Genomic DNA, 25987 nt, shown 5'->3' on the forward strand with positions numbered 1-25987 from the left:
CCGGTCAAAACGAGCGGCTGTGCTGCATGGCCTTGCGGATGAAATCATAGTCGGCGTCATCCCCCTCGACAAAGCCGTCTTTGGCAATACTGTCCAGAACCTCGGAATCTATTGTGCTCAGCATCACCTGCCGCATGGCAGCCAGCACCCTCGGGTCCATTCCCGATGCCGCCAGCCAGGGCTTGGTGACATTTTCGAATTCAAACAGAACCCGGATCGGTACGCCGGATTGCACCAGCTTCTTATAGGTGCTTTCCTTCAACGCCCCGGCGGTGAACCTGCCCTCTCCCACGGCGGTACCAACCCGATCGTGCCGACCAAGATATTCGTACCCGCTCAGTTCCTGACTGGTTACACCTGCATCAATCAGATGGCTTTGGGCGAGGTAGCGCCCGATGGTGGAAAGTGGGTCGCCAAAGGCAAAGCTTTGCCGGGTCAGGTCGGAAAGCGATTTGGCGGTGCTGTTTGAATGCACTGCGATAATGCCCTTGAACCGCTTGCTCCCGCCTTTGGATTCCATCGCCACGATTTGAATGCCACTTTCGCGTTCGTAAACCGTGATGTAGGAGGCCGGTCCGAAACGTGCAAAATCCACATCGCCGTTGGCCAGATCATCGATACCGTTTTCATAATCTTTGGCAATTTTCATTCGGATTTGAACGGGTTCGCCCAGAACCTTAGTCATTTCCTGCGACAGATAGTTCAGGAATGGTTTGTACTTCTTGACCGTCACGGTTGGCTTGTCGGCTGCATAGGTGCCGAACACCAGTTTGATATCTGCCCTGGCCGGCGCGGAGACAACCAATGCCAGTGCAAGGCCCCCGAGAACTTGGGCCGCAAAAGGTGTGAAAGCTGAAAGCAACCGCTGGCAAAAAGCCGATTTCAATCGTTTGGTTTTCATCGTTTACCCTCTAGGGTTTCAGCGCAATACCGACACAGCATTGCCGCGAGAAGACACGGTATTCGTGGCAGAACAAAGCGAACAATTCGTTTATCGGCACTCACAAGTCTGATGGCACCTACGAGATCGATACTTCATCAGGGATACGTTAACATATTGTTTAATAATCATTTGTTAACTGATAATTCTGTCTAATAGTTGAACCGAATTTGGGCGTAAGGGGTTTGACTACTGTGCCGACATCATCAACTGCTGAAACGGACGCATTTCGAATACTAGGTCTGGTCTGCAGAAATTCGATCCTTGGTATCACAGTTCTGACGCCAACGGCGGTACTCGCCATTCCGTCGCCAGAGCTTGTGATCGGCTCGGTGTCGTCCTTGTCACAGGTCTTTGCCGTAGCCTTCGCCACCACGGCGGGCGCTGGCGCTCTGATCGCCAAGCGGATGGGATTTGCACACAAACCGGGACGCGCTCCCGCGCGGTTTCCGGCTCGCCTGGTTACCGCATTGCTTCTTGTTTCGCTTGCGTTCGGGGCCCTGAATGTCTGGCAATATCGAAACCATCAGGCTCAGGAATTGGCCCGGTTGCAAGACACCCTGATCCGGCCCGCGCAGTTTGACGGAACCCAGATTCTGGACTCCGACCTGAAAGAGACCAGCTTTGGTAACCAGGAAAAAAGTCCTCTGGCGCTGAGTACTGCAGAAGCTCAGAACCTGCTGGAAAATACCGACGGCAAAAATGCTCCACTGTTCTTTGATGTGCGTGAAACCAGCGAGTATCGGATGGGAACACTGCCTGGCGCACGGCATGTCCGCTTTCCCGATTTCCTGCAATCAAACATCCCGCTGGAAGGAAAGCAGGTTGTATTGTTCTGCCATAACGGCAACCGCAGCAGCGAAACATGCGCAGAACTGGCCGCGCGCGGGATCGATTGCCGATTTATCGCCGGCGGCATAGAAAAATGGATCGTCGAAGGTCGGGGTTTCAGCGACAAAAAGATCAAGACGCTGTCAGACCTCAGAGCAATCCCCGAATACGCCAACAAGGACGTGCTGCTCAGCACTGCGGATTTCGAAGACCTGCAAGCAAACACAGATCTGCAGATCGTAGATACCCGCTATCCGGGCGACTTTGCATCCGGGCACCTGCCCGGGGCGATCAACATCCCGGTACGCGCTCTGCCATCCGAAGAGCTGAAACGGCGCATCGCAGAATTGCAGGACAAGCCGACGATTGCAGCCTGCTACGATCGCCGCAGCTGTTTCATGTCACAGGTTCTTGGCCTTGAGATGAGTGAAGCAGGGATTGATTTCCTCGGGCGATACACGACCCCGTGGGAATATTTCGTGGCCCCGCAACCAAAACCGCATGTACAGCTTTGGTTGGCCGAACAGAAGGTTTCCCTATGGCAAACCGGCGTGAACAAGCTTGCCGCGGCTCTGATCCGGATAGGTGAGCAATCTCATTTTGTGCTGGGCCTGTTGATGCTCGCGCTGCTGTCGCGGCTATTGGTTGTTCCCATCGCGTTGAAATCGGAACGCGACCAAATAATATCCGCAAAACATGCCGACGAGTTGAAAGCGCTGAAAGGTCGGCTGAAAGGCGACCCTGCCCGCAAGGCGCGCGCGGTACAGCAGTTTTATGCGGATAAGGGTCTGACCCCGATGCGCAACCTCATCGCGTTGTTGTTCCTGCCGGTCATGATGCTGGGACTTAGCGCAACCGAACAGGCCAGCAGATCAATAGATGCTTCTTTCCTTTGGATTCCAAAACTGGGGCAGCCGGATGGAACGTATATCCTGCCAGCGCTGTTCGCGGTATTGGCGGGAACATATCTGCATTGGGCCGTGGCCAAATCCAAACGCCAGGCTGCTTTGTCGTGGCTGATTGGCGCGCCGGCGATGTTCGGGCTGGTGTTTCAGCTCAGCGCGGCGGGAAATATCTATCTCTGCATCAGTCTGACATTCCTGTTGATCCAAAGGGCCTATGTCACAGGCATCTGGGGGCGCGCAAAACGTCGGACTCTGGTGGCGTGGCAGCGTTGGAAGATACGCGCCCTCTTCCATGGCGTCGTCCCGCTTGATCATACCGATGAGCTGCAGAAATGTGGAAACAAAGCCTATCGCCTGTCGGTGCTCAAGAACACTGGTTTGCCTGTACCTGACGGTCTCGTCATCCGCTCCGAAGCGATCAGGGCATTCAGCCACATGTCCAAAAAACAAAAAGAGGACTTCTCAAACATGGTTTGGCGCATAATGGGCCAACGACCCTGTGCCGTGCGCAGCTCGGCGGCCAACGAGGATGGTGCCGACCAGAGTTTTGCAGGTGTTTTTGAAAGCGTTTTGGAAGTGAAGCAATGCGGAATGCGCAAAGCACTCGATGAAGTGGTCGGGTCGTTCTCGTCCGCGCGTGCTCGGAGTTACGATAAAGATGGCGCAATCGGGCATGATGGTAACATCCTGGTGCAGCATATGATCAGATCGGACTACGCGGGTGTACTCTTTACCGAGGATCCGACCGCACCTGGATTGATGATGGTTGAATTGGTCAAAGGCTGTGGCGACGATCTGGTGTCTGGCCGGGTAACGCCGCAAAGCATGCGTTTTGGCCGCTATACACACGCGGCGATCGGAGATGAGACGCCCCCCATCGACATGGCACCATTGCTAGCTTTGGGAAGACAGATTGAAGCGGCATTCGGATGCCCGCAAGACATCGAATGGGCCTATGCCGATGGCGCGTTCCAGATCGTCCAAAGCCGGGATATCACGACGCTGACTGGCGCAAATCCGACCGAACTGGCACGTACACAGGAATGGCGACGCATTTTTGATGCCTATCAGGGTGCCGATCCTTACACTGTCATCCTCGAACAGGACGAAATGTCCGAGGTCCTGCCACGTCCCACGCCACTGTCCTTTTCGCTCATGGGACAGCTGTGGGCACCGGGTGGCAGCCTTGACATCGCATGTCGACACTTGGGTATCGGTTACAATCTGCCAGAAGGGCGCCCCGGGCATCTGGTCAACTTTTTTGGCCGGACGTATGTAGACCACGCGTTGAAGCAAAAAATGGCTCTGCGCCTCAGCAATGCCAAGGCACGGCAAATGCGCAAACGCGCGGTTGGCTCGATCACACAGTTCCGCCAGGACACCATCCCTGCCCTGCAAGAAGATATGGCGGTCTGGCAGGCGATCGATTTCAACGCACTGCCACAAGCTCAAATCATCCGCAGTATCGAGAAATTGCGGGATAAACTGGTACTTGATGTCTATGTCGAAGCCGAAAAGATCAACATCTTGGCCGGCTTTGCGATGACCCAGGCGCAGGCCTTTGCCAAGGGGGATGCAGACGCGCACAGCCGGCTGATGCATCCGGTTCTGCGGCACGCGCCGGTTAGCCTGATTGATGCCTGTGCGAGTCTGAAAGGTGACGCCCAGAGAACGACGCTGATGGCTTTGATGGGGCATCGGGCGATATTCGACTATGAACTGAGCCTGCCGCGCTACAGCGAAGCGCCCGAATTGCTTTGGCCTTTCCTGGAGAGTGCCACGCCCTTGGCGACCAATCTGAACGACGATCCCGACACGGTGCCCTCGGATCCGGTCGACCTGGCCATCGCGCTTCAGGACCTCAAGGAACAGGCCAAGCACGAGGCGCTTAGAATCGTGGCCCAGATCCGGCGCGCGGTTCTGGCACTGGCTGAAAAAACCGGGCTTTTCGATCACATTTTCCATCTGGAAATGGAGGAACTGCTAAGCCTCACCAACGCAAACCTGATGACGCATAAAGCCAGGGCACAAGAGCGGAGGGAACGCGGGGCGCATCTTGCCAAAAACGCGCCCGAACGCGTCTCGCTGACCCTGCAGGAGTGCGAACTGCTTTCGGCATCGGTTCCAATCCACGACAACAGGCATGGATCGGCGTTGGGAGGCACTTGCGTGTCAGGCTGTCAGGACGCAGACGGCCGCGTATTCGTCGTGGAGGATGAAACGGCAACTGACGCCAGCTCGTTTTGCGGGTTTGAAGATGGGGATGTTATCGTCTGCCACATCGTCAGCCCCTCCTGGCTACCTTATGTCCAGCGTTCCGGCGGAGTGTTGAGTGAGGTTGGCGGCTGGCTTAGCCATATGGCGATCGTGGCGCGCGAAAAAGGGATTCTGATGCATGTGAAATGTTCGGGCCTGGATCGATTACAGACTGGGATGAAGGTGAAAGCCGGAACAGATGGCTCCATCGTGGTGCTGGAAAAGAATTCGCTGGGTATACGCAAATCCGCCTGACTTAGACGCGGTCTGATGCGATGGGCAAGGCAGATCGGATCGCCGTCTGTCTCAGCCCGGCGGATCTTTCGGAAAGCTGTACGGGCTTCCTTGTCTGACATGCGCATCGCGCTTCTGTATGCCGTTGAAAAGGCGGCGCGTGGAAAACCCCCGGACGGACGTGTCGCCCTGCGCCAGCAAGACGCCAAACCCGTCTTTGGCGACCTTAAAGCCTGGCTGGCCGCGCAACTGAACCGCATCTCGGGCAAATCCGAGCGCGCCAGGGCGATCCGCCAGACCCTTGGTCGCATAAAGAAAATGTGTGGATATCCGATGAACGGCCCATTGGGGATCGTCAATAATTATATATAAATATCAATTCATTACGTGAATATCGAAAGAAATAATTACCGCATCGCTGGCTGCGAAAGCGGCGGCAACGCTGCGGTCGTCGCCTATCCCGCGATCGAAACCGCCAGGCCCAACGGCCTCGACCCACAGACCTGGCGCACCCGGGTCCTCGCCCGGATCGCCGATCGCAAAATCACACGCCTCGACAAGCTCCTTCTCTGGCGTTACGCGGCCACGGCAGCGCAAAAGGGAACGATCAGACCGCGCCAGAGCGGCCAAACCGAACCGCTTCTTTTATTCTGACAATGGATGCCAACAATCTCGCCGGACTGCCCCGACCGCTGTCCGCATAAAGAGAGGAACCGGCAAAAAGCGCACGGACCCGTCCCGGCAACAACCCGGATGCGCAAGGCCGACAGTACGTCCGACACGTCCGACGGAAAACTGGTCCGCCTCGTGGACTATTTCAGCGGCCTGTTAGTCAGCCGTGGAAAAAATATCCTGTGGCAGGTCAATGGGAGAAGCGAGTAGAAGATCTTACTGCCAAGCAACTCGTCTCGCATTTCAGAGCTGTAGACGGCCTTTCATCGGCTAACAACTGCAACAGATAGGCAAACGCCGGTTCGGGATTCAAAAAGCGATTGCACACAAGCCGCTGTCCCGCCGGTGCCTTCTGCTGCCAATACCGTTTCGAGTTCAACTTGTGACATCGGCGATCAGCTATCGCGTTGAAACCCCTGATTTCAGACAGCGATAGACGACAAGGTCTGGAAGATAGGCCAATATTCGGATGAACCAGGAAAAGGGCGCCGGGAAATCGGTTCGAAACCGGGGGGTTCGCATCGCTTTAAGCACCCGGTTTGCAGCGTCTTCCGGCGTCATCAGCATCGGCATCCCGAAGCTGTTTTTCTCGGTCAAACGGGTTGCTATAAAACCGGGGTTGACCAACCGCACCACGACGCCTGTACCCTTGAGATCAAAGCGCATCGTCTCGGCAAGGCTGACGAGCGCCGCCTTGCTGGCACCGTAGCCGATGGCGGCAGGCAGCCCGCGATAGCCCGCCAACGACCCCACAAGTGTAATGTCACCCCGGCCCTTCTGCACAAAACCCGGAACGATTTCGCCCAACACACGCATCGCGCCGGTGAAATTGACCTCACACATCGCAAGCGCCGCATCGCTGTCCCATTCCGTAGTCCGCATCGGAGTGTAGGTCCCGGCATTGTAGATAACGCCGTCCACATCCCCGATTTCGGCGGCAATCCGGCGCACGGCTGCTGCGTCGGTCACGTCCACAGGCATCGCGCGGGCCTTGGGCAACTCGTCACAGAGGCTGTCCAGCCGCTCGGCATTTCGCGCCGACAGGATCAGATGCGCCCCCCCAGCGCTCAATTGGCGGGCGATTTCGCGGCCGAGCCCTTCGCTCGCCCCTACGAGCCAATAGGTTTTGCCCGAAAACCCTGTCACTTGTCAGCACTAACAAAATTCTGACTGTCCGAGATCAGCAGTTCGGGTGCCGGTTGTCTCTTCAGAAACGGCGCCCGTTTTGCAAAAAGGATCACGGCCTCAAAATGAATCAGACCCAATACGCGCAACGCTCCCAAGGGGCGACGCAGCGCCGCCCACAGCAGAGAACGGCTCGATGCAGGCCGGCGTGAGCCCGACAACGTGGCCACCACCCCCTGATCGCCGTTTTTATAGCTGATCCTGATGTCGATCTCGGTCTCGTCGATGCCAAAGTCGAAATGGTACTGCCCGTTCACACTCTGAAACGGCGACACATGCATCATCTTTTCTGACACCAGCCTGTCGCCCTTTGCAATCGGACCAAAATCTTCATGCGCGCAGAAATAACAGTGCCTGTGACCGAAAGTATTGTTGACCTCTGCCACAAAGGCCCGCGGTCTGCCGTCCACCATCGCGATCCAGAAACTCACGGGGTTGAAATGAAACCACAGAAAGCTGGGCTGAGTCAGCAGCAAAAGCTGAGCACCCTCCTGAGCGAAGCCACGCCGTAACAGTACCTCGCGGAACCATCCCACCCCGCGCCCGTCTCCACGCGGCCCGCCATGGTGGCGATCCCATATGGACCACAGGTTAAAGCGGTTGCGCGAAATCAACCACGGCGCGGCATCGCCCAGATCACTCAATACGTAGTCCACCCCATAAGTGAACGCGTGTCTCAGCGCGCCGCGCCGCGCATGGTGGGTTTGGGCCTGTACATGTTCTAGCATCATGGGTGGATTACGCGCGCGCGCGCCCTTTGGATCAATTGGCCCCCCTTGAGGCGAAAATTATTCTGCGCCCATTTGTGATCCAACCTGCAAACGGCGGCGTATCTTACTCATAATATTGAAAATACGAGGACGGTATGTTGGATCAAACCCAGGGCTCGCGCAAGAAGATCGCGATTGTCGGAGGCGGCATTTCCGGCCTTTCCGCCGCATATTACCTGTCGCCCTACCACGACGTGACGCTGTTTGAGACCGCGCCGCGCCTGGGCGGCCATGCGCGCACCGTGATGGCGGGCCGTAACGGAGATCAACCGGTCGATACGGGCTTCATCGTTTTCAACTATGTGACCTACCCGTACCTTACCCGCCTTTTCAGGGACCTCGACGTGCCGGTCATGAAAAGTGAGATGAGCTTTGGCGCCAGTATCAATGACGGCTGGCTCGAATACGGGCTGAACAATCTGGGCACCATCACAGCCCAGAAACGCAACCTGCTGCGACCGCAGTTTTACAAGATGATCGCCGACGTCATCCGCTTTGGCAAGCGAGCTGAGGCGGCCGCACAATATGACGAGAAAACCATTGGCGAATTGGTGGACGATCTGGGTCTGGGCCGCTGGTTTCGTGACAATTACCTGATGCCGATGTGTGGCGCGATCTGGTCGACACCGGTGGGAGAAGTTGACCAGTTTCCAGCAAAATCCCTGGTCCAGTTCTTTCGCAATCATGCCCTGCTGGCGGGCATTGGCGCGCACCAATGGTGGACCGTCAAGGGCGGCAGCATCGAATATGTCCGGCGGCTGCAAGCCGCCCTGATCGCGCGCGGCTGCACTATTCGCACCGGCACACCCGTGCGCCAAGCCAATCGCGGAGCGTTCTCTGTAAGCGTCTCGGCGGGTAACGCCCCGGCAGAGGCCTATGACGAGTTGATCCTTGCGTGTCATTCCGATCAGGCGCTGGCCATTTTAGGCGATGACGCTTCGCCGGTGGAAACGGCGGCACTTGGCAGTATCCGCTATCAACCCAACAAGGCCGTGTTGCACTGCGACCCTGGCCAGATGCCCCGGCACCGCGCCTGCTGGTCAAGCTGGTCCTATCGCTCGCAGGACGGCAATATCGGTGTCACGTACTGGATGAACAAGCTTCAGAATATCCCCGAAAGCGATCCGCTGTTCGTCACTCTGAACCCTTCGAGCGAGATCGCTCGGCACGCGATTTATGACGAAGTCGAATTCGCTCATCCAGTTTACGACAAGGCCGCATTGAGGGCGCAGCAACGAATACGTCAGGTGCAGGGCAACAACCGCACCTGGTTTGCGGGGGCGTGGAACCGTCACGGTTTTCACGAAGACGGGATCGCCAGCGCCATGCGCATCGTTCGCATGCTCAACGACCGGCACCAATTCAAAGGAATGGAAAATGCGGCTTACCGACAAGGCTCTGAAATCGAATTTCCTTTCGACCTGCGAACGTCTGCATGATGGACGCCTGACCCTTAGAACACCCGAAGGGGAACGCTACCAGTTCGGAAGCACTGGACCCGAGGCGGAAATGATCATTCGGGACTGGGCCGCGGTTGCGGCGATGGCCGCGCATGGCCAGGTGGGGCTGGGCGAAACCTATGTTCAGGGCCTGTGGGACACGCCATCCATCGAAACGCTGACGACGGTAGCCATGCGAAACCGCGCTCGTCTGGATACCTTTGATCAGGCCAGCCCGTTCAACCGGACAAGGTTTCGTCTGGTCGACACCCTTTTGCGCGCAAATTCGCGCCGCGGATCCCGCAAGAACATCCGCTCACACTACGACGTCGGTAACGAATTCTACGCGCTGTGGCTCGACGAAGGGATGACCTATTCTTCGGGCCTGTTTGAACAGGGCGACGACGACCTTTACCGCGCGCAAACCAATAAGAACGCACGCGCCCTGTCGCGTCTGGGCAAGGGCGAGAGAACGCTGGAAATCGGCTGTGGCTGGGGCGGGTTCGCAGAATATGCTGCCGAAGAAGGCCGGGACGTGACCGGCGTGACCATTTCGCGCAATCAACACAGCTATGCCGAATGCCGGTTGGACGGGCGCGCCGATATCCAGCTTCGCGATTACCGCGACATCGACGGCACCTATGACAACATTGTCTCGATCGAGATGATCGAAGCCGTGGGCGCACGTTACTGGCCCAGCTATTTCTCGATGCTCAAGCGCAACCTGGCCGCTGGTGGAGGTGTTCTTTTGCAAGCTATCACCGTCAAAGACAGCTTTTTTGACACCTACAAGACCTCGTCTGACTTTATCCGCCAATATGTTTTTCCCGGTGGCATGCTGCTGTCTGACAATGTGATTGACGCACAGGCAAGAAATGCCGGGCTTCGGGTTTGCGACAGCTACGCCTTTGGGCAAGACTACGCCAAAACATGCCGCATCTGGGCCGAACGCCTGACCGCTCAGAAGTCCCGGATCGATGATTTGGGCTATGGCGAGAGCTTCTTTCGCAACTGGCAATATTATCTTGAAATCTGCGCCGCGTCCTTTGCCATCGGACACACCAATGTTGTTCAGGTGGAACTGAGCCATGCCTAGAGCGTTGCTTGCCCTCGTATTACTGGCTCTGCCGACCCTGCCTCTGGCATCGACGGTCAAGTCGATTTTGCCAGAGTCCCAGTTGCGCGGCACGGCGACCCTCCGCTTTGCCGGCTTCCCACTGTACGAGGCACGGCTTTTCACCCGATCCGGTGCCCCTCTCGATTGGAGTGACGATTTTGCTCTCGAACTGACCTACCTCCGAAATCTGACCGAATACGAGCTGGTCAAAGGCACATTGCGCGAATTCGAACGTACCGGCGGTGCCCTGCCCCTGCGTACACACCTTGAACGCTGCTACAATGACGTGAGCAAGGGAGACCGCTATGTCGCCGTGTCTCAAGGACCGGACAAGGTTGGGTTCTGGCTGAACGGAACCAATACTTGCACGCTCAGCCATCCGCAGATCAAAACCCGTTTCATGGAGATTTTTCTGGGCGACAATACCCGGTCCAGATCCTTTACCCGCCGGCTCAGGGGTGAATGATGCTGTATCCGCGTGTCAGCCTTTATGCGCTTATGCTGGCTGCGGCCGGCATTCCGCTCTACATCCATTTACCCCGGTTCGCTTCGGTCGATCTCGGCATCGGATTGGGTACCATCGGGACCATCTTGCTGATGATCCGGCTTGTCGATCTGGTACAAGACCCGCTAATTGGCTGGGCAATCGACCGCTGGCCTCGGGCGCAGAGGTGGTTTGCCGTTGCAGCCGCAACCGGGCTGGCCATCGGTTTTCCCTTGCTTTTTACGCCGCGTTCGGGGCCACATGTGGTAAGCCAGCTGATCGCGGTTCTGGTGCTGCTGTTTTCGGCCTACAGCCTGGGCATGATCCTGCTCTATGGACGCAGCGCCACGCTGGCCAAGGCTCCCACCCCTGACGCGCTGATGACTCTGGCGGCTTTTCGAGAAGGTGGCATGCTGGCCGGTGTGGTCATCGCGGCCATCGCCCCAGCCCTGTTTGTCGCCTTGGGCGCGGGGGCGCAGGGTTATCCGGCCTTCGGTCTTTTCCTTGGAGGCTTGGCCCTGGTGACCGCGCTGGTCACCCAGCCGATCTGGCGTCGCCCTGCCATTCTGGGCGAGCGACCTTCTTTGGCGAGCCTTGGTCAGGCGGGCGCGCTTCGCCTTTTGGCACTTGCCCTAATCAACAGCCTCCCTGTCGCCATCACATCGACACTGTTCCTGTTCTTTGTCGAAGATCGCCTGCACTTGCCGGGGCAGGCCGGACCTCTTTTGATCCTCTTTTTCCTGAGCGCCGGACTTAGTGTCCCGCTCTGGGCCGGTCTGAGCAACCGTCTGGGACCGAAACCCACCCTGCTGATCGCGATGCCGCTGGCCATTCTCGGGTTTGCCGGTGCCGCCTTTCTTGCATCGGGCGACCTGGGCAATTTTGCATTGATCTGCGTCGCCTCCGGGGCCGCGCTTGGCGCTGATATGGTGATCCTGCCCGCGATGTTCTCGGTTGCGCTGACCAGAGCCGGGCTAAAGGCTTCGCTGGCCTTTGGCATCTGGTCCTTTGCAGGCAAACTGGGGCTTGCTCTGGCCGCGTTTGCCGTCTTGCCCGTGCTTGAGCGCAGCGGCTTTTCGCCCGGCGCAACAAACAGCGACCTGGCGCTCAACACGCTCAACATCGCTTACGCAGTCATTCCATGTATCCTGAAACTCGGCGCACTGGGCATGGTCCTTGCGCTTCCCACAGAGGAGCGAACCTCATGAAACTCGTCGCAGCTATCCTTCTTCTCGTTCTGGCGGCGATCTTTGCCAAGAATATGTTTTTAAGCTTCCGGGCACAAAGCCCATCCGACTATGCGGACACTGGACCGGAATTTTTGCTTAAGACCCATCTGGCAGGCGAAATATTGTCAGAAGGGCTGATCTATGGTCCCACTGGCAGGGTGACAAACAGCTTCGTTGCGAAAATGAGCGGCGAATGGAACGGCGACACGGGCACATTGTCAGAGGAATTCACCTATTCCAATGGCGAGCAGCAGAGCCGAAAATGGTTCCTGACCCTGGGCGAAGGCAATACTTTTACCGCCACGGCCGATGATATCGTGGGCAAAGCACGAGGTGTGGTGTCGGGATCGACGGTGAAAATGGAGTATCAGATCGTGTTGCCGCAAAAGTCCGGAGGGCACACGTTGAACGCTACCGACTGGCTGTATCTGACCGAAAACGGCACCATCATGAATAAATCCGAAATGCGCAAGTTCGGTCTCAAAGTTGCCGAGCTGGTTGCGACCATGCGTCCTGATCCAGCAGCCCGCCAAACGGTTGACGAGGCCGGATCGGATCCTGCCGGCCAGATCAGATACTAGGTCATGTTGACAATGAAACGGTCGTCAGATCTCAACTGCGGTCTCTCTGAACCAAATTGATGCGGAAAGCGGTTATGAGCGTCATCGAATGTATCGCCACATTGACCGTATTTTTAGCCAAAGGCATTTTCAGGCATCGGCGCGAGATCCGATTGTTGTTGCCCGCAAGAGACGGCGGCATTTGGCGCTTCTGAACACCGTGGGTTTTCCATTTGTCTGGCCGGAATCACGCCGCAATCTTGCCCCCGGCACCTGCCGCCCTTGTCTTGGCCCAGCCCGCCGACTCCCATTTTCCGTCATATCGCGGCATAGCGTCCTTCGCCATGCCCGGCCTGCAGGGCCCGGACACAGTCATCGTTGGGCATTCCCGGACCATCCTTGGCAAGATCGCAAACATCATCATGACGCCAAACTACGGGCAACGACAACATATTGCGCGTTCCGGTGCCACTACCGGCAATCATGCTCCATAATTGAAATCTGACCCAATCACCCATAACCGCGTGGCCGCCTGCGATCAGGATCCGCCACGCCACAGGCCCCAGTCCAAAAACGCCAGAGTGTTCCACCGAGGAGGACGCGAGCGACAGTGGTTTGCGCACCTATGGCCAATACCCCCACCGCCGAAAAGTAATGTGCTAAAATGCAACCTTCTGACCTGCTCCCGTTTTCGCCGCCTTATCCGCGATCAGATGGGCCACCGCCAGGTCCTGCGCCGCGACTCCCAGTGAGCGGTAAGCGGTTTGCTCGTCCGCAGTGATACGCCCCTGTAACTCGGCCTTCAGTACCATACCGATTTCACCCTTGAGCTGGCCCTCCGTGAACCGCCCTGCCGCGATCAGGTCGACGATTTCGCCTGCCTGTGCCAATGCAGAAGGCAGATAGTCAACCCAGATCGAGCAGTGTAACACCAAATCGTCGTCAACTTCGCGCATCGTCGGGACAGACGATCCGACCACGTTCACATGACAGCCGCGGGGCAACCAGAGGTGCTCAAGAATGGGTTGGGGCGCGGCCGTCACCGTGCAGATGATGTCGGCGCGGGCCACAGCAGCCCTGATGTCGCTACCGGATTGAAACGCGACATCGGGATGGTTTTTACGCGCTGCCGCACAAAACGCGGCCGCCTTGTACGGGTCACGCCCGGCGACATGGACATGGGTGACCGGCCGCACGGCGCAGATCGCTTCGAGATGGTGCTCGGCCTGTTCGCCATAGCCTATGATCGCAAGACGGGTTGCGTCGGTCCTGGCCAGCGCGCGGGTTGCGACGCCGCTGGCAGCCGCAGTGCGAATGGCGGTCAGCAGGCTGGCGTCCATCATCGCAACCGGGGCACCGGTGGCGGGCTCGAACAACAGATAGGCCCCGCGATGCGACGACAGCCCAAGCGCGGCGTTGCCGGGGAAAAGGCTGATCAGCTTGATTCCGAAACAGGCCGGGTCCGACAATGCGCCCGGCATGATCCCCATCCGGTTGTCGCCGCCGACGGGCATGACGCTGCGCAGGGGCATTTCCGCCCCTCCGGACGATACGGTGATCATGGCCCGCGTCACCGCCCCGATCGCCTCGTGCATCGGCAACAGGCGCGCAACGTCATCGTTTGACAGGACGATCACAATGTCCGCTCCGCCTCCTTGCCCCATTCGTGCGTGGTAGTCGGCGCGAGCCCCATCACCTGTTCCAGCAAGGCGGTATATTCAGCGGGCCGCGCGATATATGGGAAATGACCACCGGACAGAAACCGATAGGCGGCGGACGGGTGCAACCGGCCACGCACCGCCGCCCGCATTTCAGGCGGAATCAGCGGGTCGTCGTCGGCCTGAATGGTGAAAATCCGCGCAAGGGGCAACCTCGGGTCAGGCAATTCCGGCCCTGCCTTCAGAACTTTCAGACGACTGCGCAATTCCATCTCGGGGATGCGCCCACCGACCTCCATCAGCAGCAGATCGACAAGATCGCTCTGATCCGGGTAGTCTGCGCGCCATTGGTTCAGCCCCTTGCCGAAACCGGCGCGCAAATCGTCTATGGGGGTGGTATCCAGGTCCAACGCATAGGGCAGTCGCTGATCCATGCCCGCCACCGAATGTAATGTGTTTGCCGCGATCAGCCTTTCAAAACGATCGGGTGCCTGACCGGTCACATATTGCGCCAGGTATCCGCCCAGGGACGAGCCCAGTATAGACGTTTTTTCCAGATCCAGATGATCCATCATCGCCACGATATCGTTGGCCCAGTCCGCCACATCTCCGGTTCCGGGATAGGACATGGACACGATGCGCAGGCGGTCCGACAGTGCGGAAATCTGCTGCCAGAAGATGTCGCAACGCCCCAATGTTCCGGGCATCAGGATCAGGGCAGGACCGGTCCCAATATCCAGAAATCCCCAGTCGCGCCCGTTCAGCGCGATCCGCTGTTCCGGGTGTTGTGCGGCGAAACGGTCGCGGTCGGAAATCAGGGTATTGGTCATGCGAATGGATCCTCGACTGCGGGCCAATAGGTCTTGGCGCGTTTCGTGTAGGGAATATTGGCGAAATCGGGGGTGATCGCCCCCGGCGTCGCCACCGGAATGACCCGCGCGGCAATCGGATTGAATCCAGCCTGATAGTGATTTGACGATTTCACGCAGACATACCGGCGTTGAGACAGATCAATGCCCAACTGTTCAAAGGCTTCGGGGTGAAAAGTCTGTCCCCGTATGTCATTGATGACAATGTCGATGCCGTTCGCTTCGATCCAAACCGCCTCGCCGATCGGCGCGGGCAGTTTGCCAAACCTCTGCGTCAGGCCCGAGGCGCATTTTCGGACCGTCACAATCAGATCCAGCGGATCGCCTGACATGGGACCATGTTTGCCCCCCAGGCGCAGCGGCAGGGTCGCGCCTTCGCCCGCTTCGCGGCAGATGCGCACGGCACCGGGGTCGTAAAACAGCCCTGTCGCGACCGAGGTCATGCCCCGCTCGATCATCGCGCGCAGCAGAAAGGTTGCATCCGAAGGCGCACCCCCGCCAGCGTTGTCGGACATGTCCGCCAATACGACCGGACCCTCGGTTTCGGCTTGGGCCATATCAAGGGCCCGGTCGATGTCGGGTATGTCGGTATTCAACGCGTCGCGCAGATCGAACAGGCTTTGGCCCAGGTCCTGCGCAACGGCGGCGGCCTGATCGCTGTCCCCATCGCAGATCGCCAAGGCGCGGGTGCCAGTACGCGTGTGATCGCCCCATGGAAACCCGTGGGCGATGGACAGTGACAGTATTCCGTTATGCCCCTCGCGCGCCGACATCCGGTCGACAAAACTGCGCATCGGCCCCGACGGTGTCGGCATCGCCAGGATCATCCGGCAATCCCAGTCGCGCATCACCGGTCTGGTCTTGCCGGTGGCGGCGTCCGCACAGAGCCGAAACAGATCCTCTGCGCGTTCCGCGATATCGATATGGGGGTATTCCTTGAACGCCACCAACAGCGTTGCCTTGTCCAGCATGAGTTCGGTCAAATGGCAATGCGGGTCGAGCAAACCGCCGATCACCGCATCGGGCGCAACGGCCCGGCAGGCAGCGATCAGATCGCCTTCGCAATCGTCATAGCCATCCGCGATCATCGCGCCGTGCAGGGTCAACAGGATCATATCCGCACCGCCCGCTTGCCTGAGATCAGAAACGATCTCGTCCCGGAATTCTTCGTAGACCGATTTCACCGTCACCCCGGCGGGTTGCGCATGCGCTGACAGGGATTCGACGACATCCCACCCCAGCGCGTCGGCCTTGTCACGCCAAAGATGCAGCGGGCCGGTCCAATATTGCACCGCATGGCGGGTAGCATCGCCGTGATGCAATGACCCTTCCTGAAAGCTGAGCATGCCTGTCGGCAGCGGGGAAAACGAATTGGTCTCGGTGCTCAGACCGGCGATGAACAGTTTCATATTTCAGGCCTTTGTCGGAGAAATCGGATCGGGAGCTGGATGCGGGGCCGCGTGGGTCAAGCGCATCAACGTGTCGGCAATCATGTGCAGAACGATGATGGCAAAGGCCAGCGGCACGGCAGAGGTGAACCAGATCATCGGAACGTCCAGCATTTCCGCCTGCCGGTTCAGGCTGCGGCCCAGGAACCCGCGCATCGGATTCATCCGGGCGTCAAAGATCGAATACCAGATCACCGGCGCGGCGAACAATATCACGCCGCCGCCCCGGATCAGCGCCAGCACCTTGCCAGCGCGCCCTGTCACGTCGCGCATTGCGGGAAACAGGGTGGGATCCGCATGCACCCGAAAGGCGCAGGACGCCCCCAACATGCCGGCCCATACCATGGCCCGCCGGGCCAGTTCTTCGGTCCAGATCGGTGGCGCGTCCAAAAGGTATCGGGCGACCACCTGCCATCCGGCCGCCCCGAGCATCGCCAGCACGGCCAGAACCGCGCCCCATAGCGCGATCCGGTTCACGGTTGCCGAAATCCGGTCAAGATGGATGGCCAGTGCACGCACCATTCAGTTGCCCTTTGCCGCTTCCCATTCGGCGATCTGTTCGGCACTGAGGGGGCCGTTCTCATAGGCCGGGCCGGACACGGCACGGAATCCTTCGCGCGCGGCGGCGTCCAGACGCTCGATCTGCACCCCGGCCTGTTCCAACTTTTCCAACACGGCATCCTGAGACTTCAACCAGTCGCGGTTGGCTTTGTTCGCCGCAACCACGGCACCGTCGACGATGGCACGTTCGTCGTCACTCAGTCCCTGGTACCAATCCTCGGATGCGATCGCGATCCGCAGCGACGGCGACACCGCGGCATCGGTGTAGAATTTGATGAAATCCGTATGGCCGAACAACAGCGGTACAAAGGCCGGGTTGAGATAGCCGTCGGCCACACCGGTCTGCAACGCATTGGGAACTTCCGCCCAACTGACGATGGTGCCATCCGCGCCCCAGGCCCGATAAAGCTCGATCTGGCTTTCATCCAGCGCGCGCATGCGCAACCCGGCCATGTCGGCCACGGATTTCACCGGTTTCTTGGTGTTGAAAATGCCAGACGCCTGACCGACCGTATCAACCGCCAGAACCCGTACACCTTCGGCTGTGGTGGCGGCATTGATCTTGCCCAGCATGCCACCCTCGTTCAGAGCCTTGTCGACCTGCGCCATATCATCGAAGAAATAGGGTAGTCGCAGGCCATAGATCGTCTTGTCTATCGAGCCGACAATATTGAGCGGCGACATGCTGACCTCGAGCAACCCCTGGCTGACCTGATCCAGCAGCTCGTCATCCCCCCCGAGCGCGCCGCGCTGAAACTCTTCGGCCTCCATGCCGTTGGCTTTGAGATGCTCGGCAAAGGCATGGGCCCAGACATAGCTCCCCGAGCCTTGCAGATCGGGCGGGCTGTCCAGTGCGATCTTGACCTGCGCCTGTCCCGCCTGTCCCGTAAAGGCCAGTGCCAACGCCATCAGTGCGCCTGTCAGCAAACTGTGTTTCTTCATGATTCCATCCTCCAAATTTGGCTAAATAATGTCGTTTCTCGATGTTGATGGTCCTTACCCACCGGCCAGACCAAACGCTTGTGGCAACGCGAGGCTGATCTGTGGAAAGGCGATCAGCAGCGCCAGAACGGCTATTTCAACCAGCACAAAAGGCACGACCGCAGCCGCAAGTTTCCAGTAGTTGACACCCGTCACCGCAGACACCACCAGCAGGCACCCCCCCATCGGCGGCGAAATCAACCCGATGCACAGATTGAAGCACAGCAATATTCCCAGATGTACAGGATCGGCCCCCTGGGCGATGGCCACCGGGGCCAGCAACGGTACCAGCAGCGCCAGCGCAACCGGTATGTCCAACACCATCCCGGCAATGATGAAAATCACGTTTATCGCCAGCATATAGCCGACGGGCCCCAGCCCCAGTGTCGTGACCAGCCCCGAGATCGCTTCGGGAATACGTTCGAGCGCACCAAGGTGGCCCAAAGCGGACACCGCGCAAATGATGATGAAAATCGATCCCGATAGCATCGCGGTGCGTTGCAGCCCCTCGATGACCGAAGCGCGCGTCAGGCCGTCGTAGAACCATCCCGCCAGCAGCGCGACAAAGACCGCCACACCCGCTGCTTCGGTCGGGGTCATCCAGCCAAACACGATACCGCCCAGAATGACGATGGGCAACGACAGGGCGGGCAGCGACCGTAGGATCGTCGGCAGCAACGGTGGCATGTCCTCGCGCGCCACACGGGGGTGATCCTGACGCCAGGCATAAACCGCATTCAGCCCGATCAGCGCCGCTGCAAGCACCAGTCCCGGCACAATACCCGCCAGGAACAACGCAGTGACGGATGTGCCCATCAACGCCCCATAAAAGATCAGGATGATTGATGGCGGCACGATCGGCCCGATGACCGAAGAGGCCGCCGTGATTGCGCTGGCATAGGTCGGCGAATAGCCGCGCTTGGTCATTTCCGGAACCAACGTGTTGCTCAGCGCCGCAGCATCGGCGACGGCTGATCCGGAAATCCCGGCAAAGAATACCGATGTCAGCACATTCACGTGCCCCAACCCGCCGCGCAGCCGCCCGATGAGGGCCATCGACAGATTGATCAAGGCACCGGTGATGCCGCCCCTGTTCATCAGCTCGCCCGCGAGGATGAACAGAGGCATGGCCATCAATGCAAAAACGTCGATCTTGGAAAAGATCTGTTGTGGCAGAATGGCAAGGTAGCGGGCGTTGTCCGAGGCGACAAAAGCCACAACTGCCGTGCCGCCGATCACATAGGCAATTGCCAGTCCCGACGCCAATAAAACCGCGGCGATGACAGGAGCCAACAGGATCAAGCCGCTTGCCTCTTGCGCGAATGGCACAGGCTCTGCGCCACTATTCCATGATCGGAAATATCGGCCGGAATGTCCTGACCGCGCACCAAAGCGGCGGCTGTACGCGCCATAGCGGGCGCTGACTGAATGCCGTAGCCGCCCTGCCCGACCAGCCAGAAGAACCCGGATGCATCCGGATCGAAATCTGCCATCGGGGACCCATCCGGCAGAAAGCTGCGCAACCCGGCCCACTTGTTGTCGATACGGCGCACATTCAGATCAAAAGCCCGCTGGATACGATCGACACAGATTGCGACGTCCAACTCATCGGGTTGCGCATCACAGGGCGGTGACGGTGTCGCATCCGCCGGCGATATCAGCAACTTTCCCGCATCCGGTTTGAGATAGAACTGTTCCTGTGCATCCACCGTCATCGGCCAATCGTCTATTCGGGCGCGATCCGGCCCCCCGACGATCATCACGGTGCGCCGCTTGGGAGTCAGCCCGACCGGTTCTATCCCTGCAAGCTGTGCCAGCTGATCCCCCCACGCACCCGCAGCGTTGATGACGACAGGCGCTTTGAAGATCCCCGCCCTGGTTTCGACCTGCCAGTCGTCGGCATGGCTCAGCCCGGTGACTTCGGCATTTGTCTGGATACTGCCGCCGCGTGACCGCAACAATTTGAGATAATGCTGATGCAGACCGTTCACGTCGATATCTGCGGCATGGCCGTCCCAAAGCCCCGCGCAGGCATAGCCATCGCGCAACAGCGGCTGTCGCGCCGCAACCTCCTCCGCTGAGAGCCGCGCCACTGCATCTCTCAGCTCATATTCAAGAGCCTCCAACGCTTCGGCCTGATCTGAACGTGCCACGAACAGCAGCCCACAGGGATGCAACAACGGGCGGTCCGGGAACCCACCTCCGCCTGCATGAAAAAAGCTGCGTGAGGCGCGCGTTAACGCCCGGATAACGGGGGGGCCATAGCTTTCGGCATAGACTGCCGCTGAACGGCCTGTGGTATGATATCCGGGTTGGGTTTCGCGTTCGATCAGAATTACCGGGCAGTGGGCCGCCAGTTCCGCCGCCACCGATGCGCCCGCAATACCCGCGCCTATTACGATGCAGTCGGTCGAACTGTCAGTCTGGGTCATGTTTGCTCCGGCACCAATTTCTATACGCCTAACACAATTTTCCAATCGGAAAAAGAGACAGTTTTCTCATTGGAAAATTGTGTTGGCCTTATGAGCGGTTCGACCCTATGCTCCGGGCATGACCACCGCCACGAATCCGGACAGCCAACGCCTTGAGTTCGGACGTCGTATTCGCCGCCTGCGCCGGGAAAAAGGTTGGACCCTTGCCGAACTCTGCGCCCGTTCGGGTCTGGCGATATCGACCATTTCAAAGGCCGAGCGCGGCATCATCGCACTGACCTATGATCGTCTGGCCCTGCTGGCAGCTGGACTTGAGACTGACATGTCGGCGTTTTTTTCGGACACCGGAGAGATCTTTGAGCCAGGCAGTTTAGCGGTCGCCAGAAAAGGAGAATTCGAACGTCAGGAAACGTCGAACTACGTTTATGAAATGCTGTTTCCCGAAGTCTGGCACAAATCGATGCAGCCCATGATGGGCACGTTAAAAGCGCATGAGCTGCATCAGTTTGAGGACTTCGTCCGCCATCCTGGTCAGGAATTCCTGACCGTTCTCGAGGGGGCTGTCACGGTGCATCTCGAGGGGCGCGAACCGGTCCGTCTGAACGTCGGGGACAGTATCTATTTCGACAGCGCCGTTGGCCATCTTTATGCCTCAGACAGCGATAGCGACGCGCGCATTCTGGTGGTTTGCGACAGCATACCGCGTCCCGGGGAAAAGTCTCGCTGACCCCCTCCTGATCGTGCGACCCGCACCCGGCACAGACGTTTCTTTCAGAGCAAGCTGAAACAACCAATCCGTTCATCCTTGCCGCCGCAATATGGATGACGCGACCTATTGCCAGAAACGCACACTGCATTTCATCATTGGAACGAATACACCCAGAAATTGGACCCATGACGCAGCGCGGAGGGACACACTCCCAAACGGCTGAAACCACCGTGACGACCCCGCCGGTGTTCGACAATCCGATCGCGAGCGCGAAATCGCCGCGCTGCGGAAAGAGACCCGTATGCTTTGGGATGAGAGGGAAGTGCAAAAAAGGCCACCCAGTCAGAGCCAGCGCAAAGACATGGTGGCGCGCGCATATCCGGGACCAATTTCGCCTTTCCCTGGGCAGCTATGGCCGCCTGATGCGCGAGAACGGAAATGCCGTGAAGAAAAAACGGGACATTCAAGGCTGCGACCGACAACAACCACAGTTTCTATATCGCGCCGCACCTGCTGAACAGGGACTTCTCGGCAGCCCGCCCAACCGGGAACGAGCGGGTGACATCGGCTATATTTGGACACCGGAGGGCTGGCTTTATTTGGCGGTCATGGTTGATCTGCACTCCCGGCGCGTCATCGGCTCGGCGGTCAACAACAGAATGAAGCGCGACCTGGCGATCCGCGCTCTGAACATGGCCATCGCCCTGCGGCGGCCGTCTGCGGGCTGTATCCATTACACCGACAGGGGCAGCCAATACTGTTCTCACGACTATCAGAAACTTCTGCACCAGCATGGCATCCGGGCGTCCGCAGATGTCTGTAACCGCGTGCAGTCCGGTGTTCATGCCGCCCTTGGCGCGGGCGCCCTTTCGGGACATTGCTGCGCGATGCCCTGCCGGGCAGTGATCGGACGTCCACGCCCCCCTTTTTGACCGCAGGCTGCAAGCACCTTGAGGTACCTTGCATCGATCGAGATGGTCTTGTTGTTCGGGGCCTGTTCGGCCAGGCTCATCATGAACCTGGCGAAGACGCCCATATCACTCCAGCGCTTCCAGCGGTTGTATGACGTCTTGGGGCGAGCATCTGCGCCCACAAACTGCGTTCAACCGCTGCGCACGCTTTCGCGCAGCCGCCCGACAATCCCGGTGGGAAAGAAATAGACACTGAGGATGAACAGGACACCCATCCACAAAAGCCAGCGGTCAGGATTCAACAATGCGGGCAACAGCGGCACATCCGCCAATGCGACGGCTGCGACGCCCATCAGCGATTGCAGATAGGTCTGAGCCAGCACAAACAGCGTTGCCCCAACCGCAGCACCGTACATCGTGCCCATGCCGCCGATGACTGTCATCAACAGGATATCAAGCATGATCTCAAAACTCAGCACGGTATCGGGACCGACATAGCGCAGCCAAAGAGCATATAGACTGCCGGCCAGGGCCGCCATCACCGCCGACAGGCAAGTGGCGACCGTGCGATACCAAACGACGCGATACCCGATCGCCTCGGCGCGAAAATCGTTCTCGCGGATCGCCTGCAACACCCGCCCAAAGGGCGAATTGACCACCCGCAGCATGACCAGGAACAGCACCAGAGACACGCTGAAAACCAGATAGTAATTCAACAGCTTGCCATTGAACCGCACGCCGAGCACCGGTTCATTCAGCAACTTGAACGCCGGCGTCAGTTCACGCGGGATCCGCAGTGTCATGCCGTCCTCGCCCCCCGTCAACCCGCTGAGCTGACTGACCAGAACCGCCACTGCCGAGGCCACCGCAAGCGTGATCATCGCAAAGAAGATCGCCCGCACCCGCAGTGAGAACAATGCGATCGCAAATGCCAGCACCGCCGCAGCCAGCGCGCCCAGAACCGCGCCCAGCACCACCGGGACAAACCCGCGCTCCATCCCGTCCACCGCCAGCGCCACGCCATAGGCTCCCAGACCAAAAAACATGGTATGGGCAAAGCTGACGATGCCGGTATAGCCCAGCATCAAATCATAGCTGGCCACCAACACGACAAACACACAGATCCGCGCCGCAGTCTCCAGAGACCGCACACCGGGAAACAGGAATGGCGCAGTGGCAAGGCCGATCAGGATGGCCATCAACAATACGCCCAGGACCACGGACCGGGGCCGATCACCCGAAATCAGCACGCTCAGCATGTCATTTCGCCTTTACCACTGGCATCATCCCTTGGGGGCGCCACATCAAAATCGCGGTCATCAGCGCGATGTTGGAAATCAGCGCCGCCTTGGGTTCGAGGAACGCGATATAGTTTTGCATCAGCCCGACCATCAGCGCGCCGATGAATGCGCCTTCGACCGATCCCAGCCCGCCGATGATCACCACGATAAAGACCAACACCATCATATCCTCGCCCATGCCTGCGGTGATAACCTCTTGATAGAACCCCCACATCACCCCGCCCAGCCCCGCCAGCGCCGACCCGGCGATGAACACCCCGACAAAGACCATCCCCAGCCGGTATCCCAGCGCCTCGACCATCTCGCCGTTCTCAACCCCGGCACGCACGATCAACCCGATCCGTGTGCGCCGCAGCACCAGACGCATGGCGACAAACACCGCCAACCCCACGGCGACCGCCAACAACCGGTATTTTTCCAGCGCGGCCCCGGCAAAGGTGATCGCGCCCTTCAGGGTTTCTGGCCGGGCGAAAAAGATCTCGTCCGGGCCCCAGATCATCACGATGACCTGCTCGACCACGATCAGCCCGCCCATGGTGATCAGGATCTGCTTTAGGTGCGCACCGTATACTGGCCGAATGATGACACGCTCAAAAATCCAGCCCAGAACCCCTGTCACCAGCATCGCCGCCAGCACGCCCAGTCCCACTGCCAGCAGGTTCAGCACCAGCGATGGCGCACCGGCCCAATGCCCCAACGCCAACACCGTGCTAACTCCGACAAAGGCACCAACCGATACAAATGCGCCGTGGCCGAAATTGATCACGTCCATCAGCCCGAACACCAGCGTCAGCCCCGAAGCCATGACAAAGATCATCATCCCCATCGCCAGCGCGGACACCGTCAGTGTCAGCCACGATGACATCGAACCGATGGCGAAAAAGCCCAGCAGGATCAGCGCCGGCACCATCAGCCAGGGCGCGGCCCAGTCCAGCCGCGCGCCAAAGGAGACGGCGGCCATGGTGGGTCGGTGGTCAGGGGCATCGCTCATATCACTTACCTTCCATGCTGAGACCCATCAGCCGCTCCTGCAGCCCGGCATCATCCGCCAGTTCGGACATCTCCCCACTCCAGACGATGCGACCGTCATCCATCACCGCCGCATGGTCGCCAAGGGCGCGGGCGACGGCGAAATTCTGTTCTACCAACAAGATCGACGCGCCACCGTCCTTCAATTCACGCAGCGCCGCGACCATGGTGGAAATGATCGCCGGAGCCAGCCCCTTGGTCGGCTCGTCGATCAGATACAACTTGCGGTCCTCAGCCATGGCACGGGCAATCGACAGCATTTGCTTTTGCCCCCCCGACAGGGTGCCTGCATCGGACGTCCAAAAGGTGCGCAGCGGCGGAAAGGCGGCAAAGATCCGGTCGCGCCGCTCTGCAAGAAGCCGACCGGAGACCGCCGCCAACACCATGTTTTCCTCGACGGTCAGATCGGAAAAGATGCCCATATTCTCGGGAACATAGCCAATGCCAAGGCGGGCACGCGCCGAGGTCGCACGGGCGGTGATGTCCATGCCGTCAAAACCGATCACGCCCTGACGCGCCACCAGATGCCCCATGATCGTGCGCAGGGTTGTTGTCTTGCCAACGCCATTGCGCCCCAGCAACATGGTCACGGCCCCGCGCGGAACAGCCAGATCGACCCCCTGGAGGATGTGATATTGCGCGATGTCAGCCTGCACGCCGGTCAGGGTCAGAATGGTGTCAGACATCTTCGATAGCTCGCCCCATATAGGCCTCTTGGACCACATCCGACGCCATCACCTCTGCCGGATCGCCATCTGCTGCCAGCGCGCCATTGTGCAACACAATGATGCGGTCGGCCAGGTTACGGATCACGTCCATCTTGTGTTCGACCAGCAGGATAGTGCGGTCGGCACGCCCGCGCAGTCCGGCGATCAGTTCCAGGACGGCGGGGGCTTCGTCCACGCTCATTCCCGCCGTGGGCTCGTCAAACATATAAACCAGCGGATCCAAAGCGATCAGCATCGCGACCTCCAGCTTGCGCTGGTTGCCGTGGGACAGCTCTGACACCTTGTGATCCGCTAGCTCGCTCAGTCGCACGCGGGCCAGAACCTCGGCGGCTTCGTCCGACATGTACCGCTGACGGCTTGCCATGGAAAACAGATCGAAGCCGCGATGGCGGCGCGACTGAACCACCAGTCGCAGGTTCTCAAACACCGTGAGGTCCGGAAACAGGTTGGTCAGTTGGAAGGCCCGCCCCAAGCCGGCGCGGCAGCGCGCCGCAACGCTGTGCCGGGTGATGGCGCTGCCCCGCAACAGCACCTGCCCCGCACTGGGAGCGATCTGGCCCGAAATCAGATTGAAATATGTCGTTTTCCCCGCCCCGTTCGGTCCGACAATGGTGGTGATCTGGCCCGGCGCAAACGCGCAACTGACGCCATCGACGGCCACATGACCGCCAAAGCGTACCGTCAGGTCGCGGGTTTCCAATAGGGCGTCGGACATGGGGCGGGAGTCCCGGCAAGGGT

At 59.1% G+C, this 25987-nt stretch carries 23 protein-coding genes and 2 pseudogenes; 10 read left to right on the forward strand and 15 right to left on the reverse strand.

The genetic code is table 11. The features are described 5' to 3' along the window. Positions 1–4 precede the first annotated feature (4 nt). Positions 5–901 (reverse strand): PhnD/SsuA/transferrin family substrate-binding protein, encoded by an 897-nt coding sequence (locus NANH_RS0121870; RefSeq protein ID WP_027263967.1) that lies wholly within the window; start codon positions 899–901, stop codon positions 5–7. Positions 902–1134: 233 nt separating this feature from the next. Between NANH_RS0121870 and NANH_RS0121875 the strand changes: the two genes are divergently transcribed. The 3 genes from NANH_RS0121875 to NANH_RS26865 all read left to right on the forward strand — a co-directional run bounded on the left by NANH_RS0121875 (position 1135) and on the right by NANH_RS26865 (position 5820). Beyond that, positions 1135–5187: a PEP/pyruvate-binding domain-containing protein gene (locus NANH_RS0121875; protein WP_245601494.1), complete on the forward strand. Its 4053-nt coding sequence runs from the start codon at positions 1135–1137 to the stop codon at positions 5185–5187. Between the two features lie 99 nt (positions 5188–5286). Beyond that, positions 5287–5538, forward strand: coding sequence for an IS66 family transposase (locus NANH_RS0121880; RefSeq protein ID WP_027263969.1), 252 nt, complete (start codon positions 5287–5289; stop codon positions 5536–5538). Between the two features lie 15 nt (positions 5539–5553). After that, positions 5554–5820, forward strand: a complete 267-nt coding sequence (locus tag NANH_RS26865) for a transposase domain-containing protein (RefSeq protein ID WP_074920604.1) — start codon at positions 5554–5556, stop codon at positions 5818–5820. 417 nt (positions 5821–6237) lie between these two features. On the opposite strand, the gene NANH_RS0121890 is transcribed toward NANH_RS26865, so the two are convergent. Further along, positions 6238–6984, reverse strand: coding sequence for an SDR family NAD(P)-dependent oxidoreductase (locus NANH_RS0121890; protein ID WP_027263970.1), 747 nt, complete (start codon positions 6982–6984; stop codon positions 6238–6240). Beyond that, on the reverse strand, positions 6981–7754 hold the full coding sequence (locus tag NANH_RS0121895; protein ID WP_322786814.1) for a DUF1365 domain-containing protein: 774 nt from the start codon (positions 7752–7754) through the stop codon (positions 6981–6983). Before NANH_RS0121895 ends, NANH_RS0121890 begins: the two co-directional genes overlap by 4 nt. 134 nt (positions 7755–7888) lie before the next feature. Here NANH_RS0121895 and NANH_RS0121900 point away from each other — a divergent pair, with 134 nt between their 5' ends. From NANH_RS0121900 to NANH_RS26870, 5 genes are read left to right on the forward strand one after another with little or no spacing between them, the layout of a single operon-like run. Beyond that, the gene (locus tag NANH_RS0121900; protein ID WP_027263972.1) at positions 7889–9232 is read left to right on the forward strand and encodes an NAD(P)/FAD-dependent oxidoreductase; all 1344 of its coding nucleotides are present in this window, start codon (positions 7889–7891) and stop codon (positions 9230–9232) included. Further along, the gene (locus tag NANH_RS0121905) at positions 9171–10328 is read left to right on the forward strand and encodes an SAM-dependent methyltransferase (protein ID WP_027263973.1); all 1158 of its coding nucleotides are present in this window, start codon (positions 9171–9173) and stop codon (positions 10326–10328) included. Before NANH_RS0121900 ends, NANH_RS0121905 begins: the two co-directional genes overlap by 62 nt. Further along, positions 10321–10815 carry a hypothetical protein gene (locus NANH_RS0121910; protein WP_027263974.1) on the forward strand — a complete coding sequence of 165 codons (495 nt, stop codon included), beginning with the start codon at positions 10321–10323 and terminating at the stop codon, positions 10813–10815. The genes NANH_RS0121905 and NANH_RS0121910 overlap by 8 nt, the downstream gene beginning before the upstream one ends. Continuing rightward, positions 10815–12041 carry an MFS transporter gene (locus NANH_RS0121915; protein ID WP_027263975.1) on the forward strand — a complete coding sequence of 409 codons (1227 nt, stop codon included), beginning with the start codon at positions 10815–10817 and terminating at the stop codon, positions 12039–12041. The genes NANH_RS0121910 and NANH_RS0121915 overlap by 1 nt, the downstream gene beginning before the upstream one ends. Then, a complete protein-coding gene (locus NANH_RS26870; RefSeq protein ID WP_051372545.1) occupies positions 12038–12643 on the forward strand; it encodes a DUF3833 domain-containing protein in 606 nt (201 codons plus the stop codon). Before NANH_RS0121915 ends, NANH_RS26870 begins: the two co-directional genes overlap by 4 nt. Positions 12644–13281: 638 nt before the next feature. Here the strand turns inward: NANH_RS26870 and NANH_RS0121930 are convergent. From NANH_RS0121930 to NANH_RS0121960, 7 genes are read right to left on the reverse strand one after another with little or no spacing between them, the layout of a single operon-like run. Then, a complete protein-coding gene (locus NANH_RS0121930) occupies positions 13282–14259 on the reverse strand; it encodes an ornithine cyclodeaminase family protein (RefSeq protein WP_027263976.1) in 978 nt (325 codons plus the stop codon). Beyond that, positions 14256–15110: an alpha/beta fold hydrolase gene (locus NANH_RS0121935; protein WP_027263977.1), complete on the reverse strand. Its 855-nt coding sequence runs from the start codon at positions 15108–15110 to the stop codon at positions 14256–14258. The genes NANH_RS0121930 and NANH_RS0121935 overlap by 4 nt, the downstream gene beginning before the upstream one ends. Then, positions 15107–16558 carry a M81 family metallopeptidase gene (locus NANH_RS0121940; RefSeq protein WP_027263978.1) on the reverse strand — a complete coding sequence of 484 codons (1452 nt, stop codon included), beginning with the start codon at positions 16556–16558 and terminating at the stop codon, positions 15107–15109. Before NANH_RS0121940 ends, NANH_RS0121935 begins: the two co-directional genes overlap by 4 nt. A 3-nt stretch (positions 16559–16561) precedes the next feature. Then, positions 16562–17119: a TRAP transporter small permease gene (locus NANH_RS26875; protein ID WP_074920605.1), complete on the reverse strand. Its 558-nt coding sequence runs from the start codon at positions 17117–17119 to the stop codon at positions 16562–16564. Then, positions 17120–18100, reverse strand: a complete 981-nt coding sequence (locus tag NANH_RS0121950; RefSeq protein WP_027263979.1) for a TRAP transporter substrate-binding protein — start codon at positions 18098–18100, stop codon at positions 17120–17122. A gap of 54 nt (positions 18101–18154) precedes the next feature. Further along, positions 18155–19441, reverse strand: coding sequence for a TRAP transporter large permease (locus NANH_RS0121955; protein ID WP_051372659.1), 1287 nt, complete (start codon positions 19439–19441; stop codon positions 18155–18157). After that, the gene (locus NANH_RS0121960) at positions 19438–20571 is read right to left on the reverse strand and encodes an NAD(P)/FAD-dependent oxidoreductase (RefSeq protein ID WP_027263981.1); all 1134 of its coding nucleotides are present in this window, start codon (positions 20569–20571) and stop codon (positions 19438–19440) included. Before NANH_RS0121960 ends, NANH_RS0121955 begins: the two co-directional genes overlap by 4 nt. Positions 20572–20689: 118 nt before the next feature. On the opposite strand from NANH_RS0121960, the gene NANH_RS0121965 reads away from it, so the two are divergent. Then, complete coding sequence (locus tag NANH_RS0121965) at positions 20690–21298, forward strand: helix-turn-helix domain-containing protein (RefSeq protein ID WP_027263982.1); 609 nt, start codon at positions 20690–20692, stop codon at positions 21296–21298. A 298-nt stretch (positions 21299–21596) separates the two neighbouring features. Then, positions 21597–22089: pseudogene (locus NANH_RS29420) on the forward strand (DDE-type integrase/transposase/recombinase); the annotation flags it as partial. On the opposite strand, the pseudogene NANH_RS29425 reads toward NANH_RS29420, so the two are convergent. The 5 genes and pseudogenes from NANH_RS29425 to NANH_RS0121990 all read right to left on the reverse strand — a co-directional run. Then, positions 22081–22352, reverse strand: a pseudogene (locus tag NANH_RS29425) (hypothetical protein); the annotation flags it as partial. The pseudogenes NANH_RS29420 and NANH_RS29425 sit on opposite strands and share 9 nt — an antisense overlap. A gap of 30 nt (positions 22353–22382) precedes the next feature. Beyond that, positions 22383–23450: a branched-chain amino acid ABC transporter permease gene (locus tag NANH_RS0121975; RefSeq protein ID WP_027263983.1), complete on the reverse strand. Its 1068-nt coding sequence runs from the start codon at positions 23448–23450 to the stop codon at positions 22383–22385. Between the two features lies 1 nt (position 23451). Beyond that, entirely contained in the window at positions 23452–24483 is a 1032-nt protein-coding gene (locus NANH_RS0121980; RefSeq protein ID WP_027263984.1) for a branched-chain amino acid ABC transporter permease, read from the reverse strand. Between the two features lies 1 nt (position 24484). Next, positions 24485–25207 (reverse strand): ABC transporter ATP-binding protein, encoded by a 723-nt coding sequence (locus tag NANH_RS0121985; RefSeq protein WP_027263985.1) that lies wholly within the window; start codon positions 25205–25207, stop codon positions 24485–24487. Next, positions 25200–25964, reverse strand: a complete 765-nt coding sequence (locus NANH_RS0121990) for an ABC transporter ATP-binding protein (RefSeq protein WP_027263986.1) — start codon at positions 25962–25964, stop codon at positions 25200–25202. The genes NANH_RS0121985 and NANH_RS0121990 overlap by 8 nt, the downstream gene beginning before the upstream one ends. Positions 25965–25987: the final 23 nt, after the last annotated feature.

Origin of the sequence: Sedimentitalea nanhaiensis DSM 24252, assembly GCF_000473225.1 — a bacterium.
Classification (GTDB): domain Bacteria; phylum Pseudomonadota; class Alphaproteobacteria; order Rhodobacterales; family Rhodobacteraceae; genus Sedimentitalea; species Sedimentitalea nanhaiensis.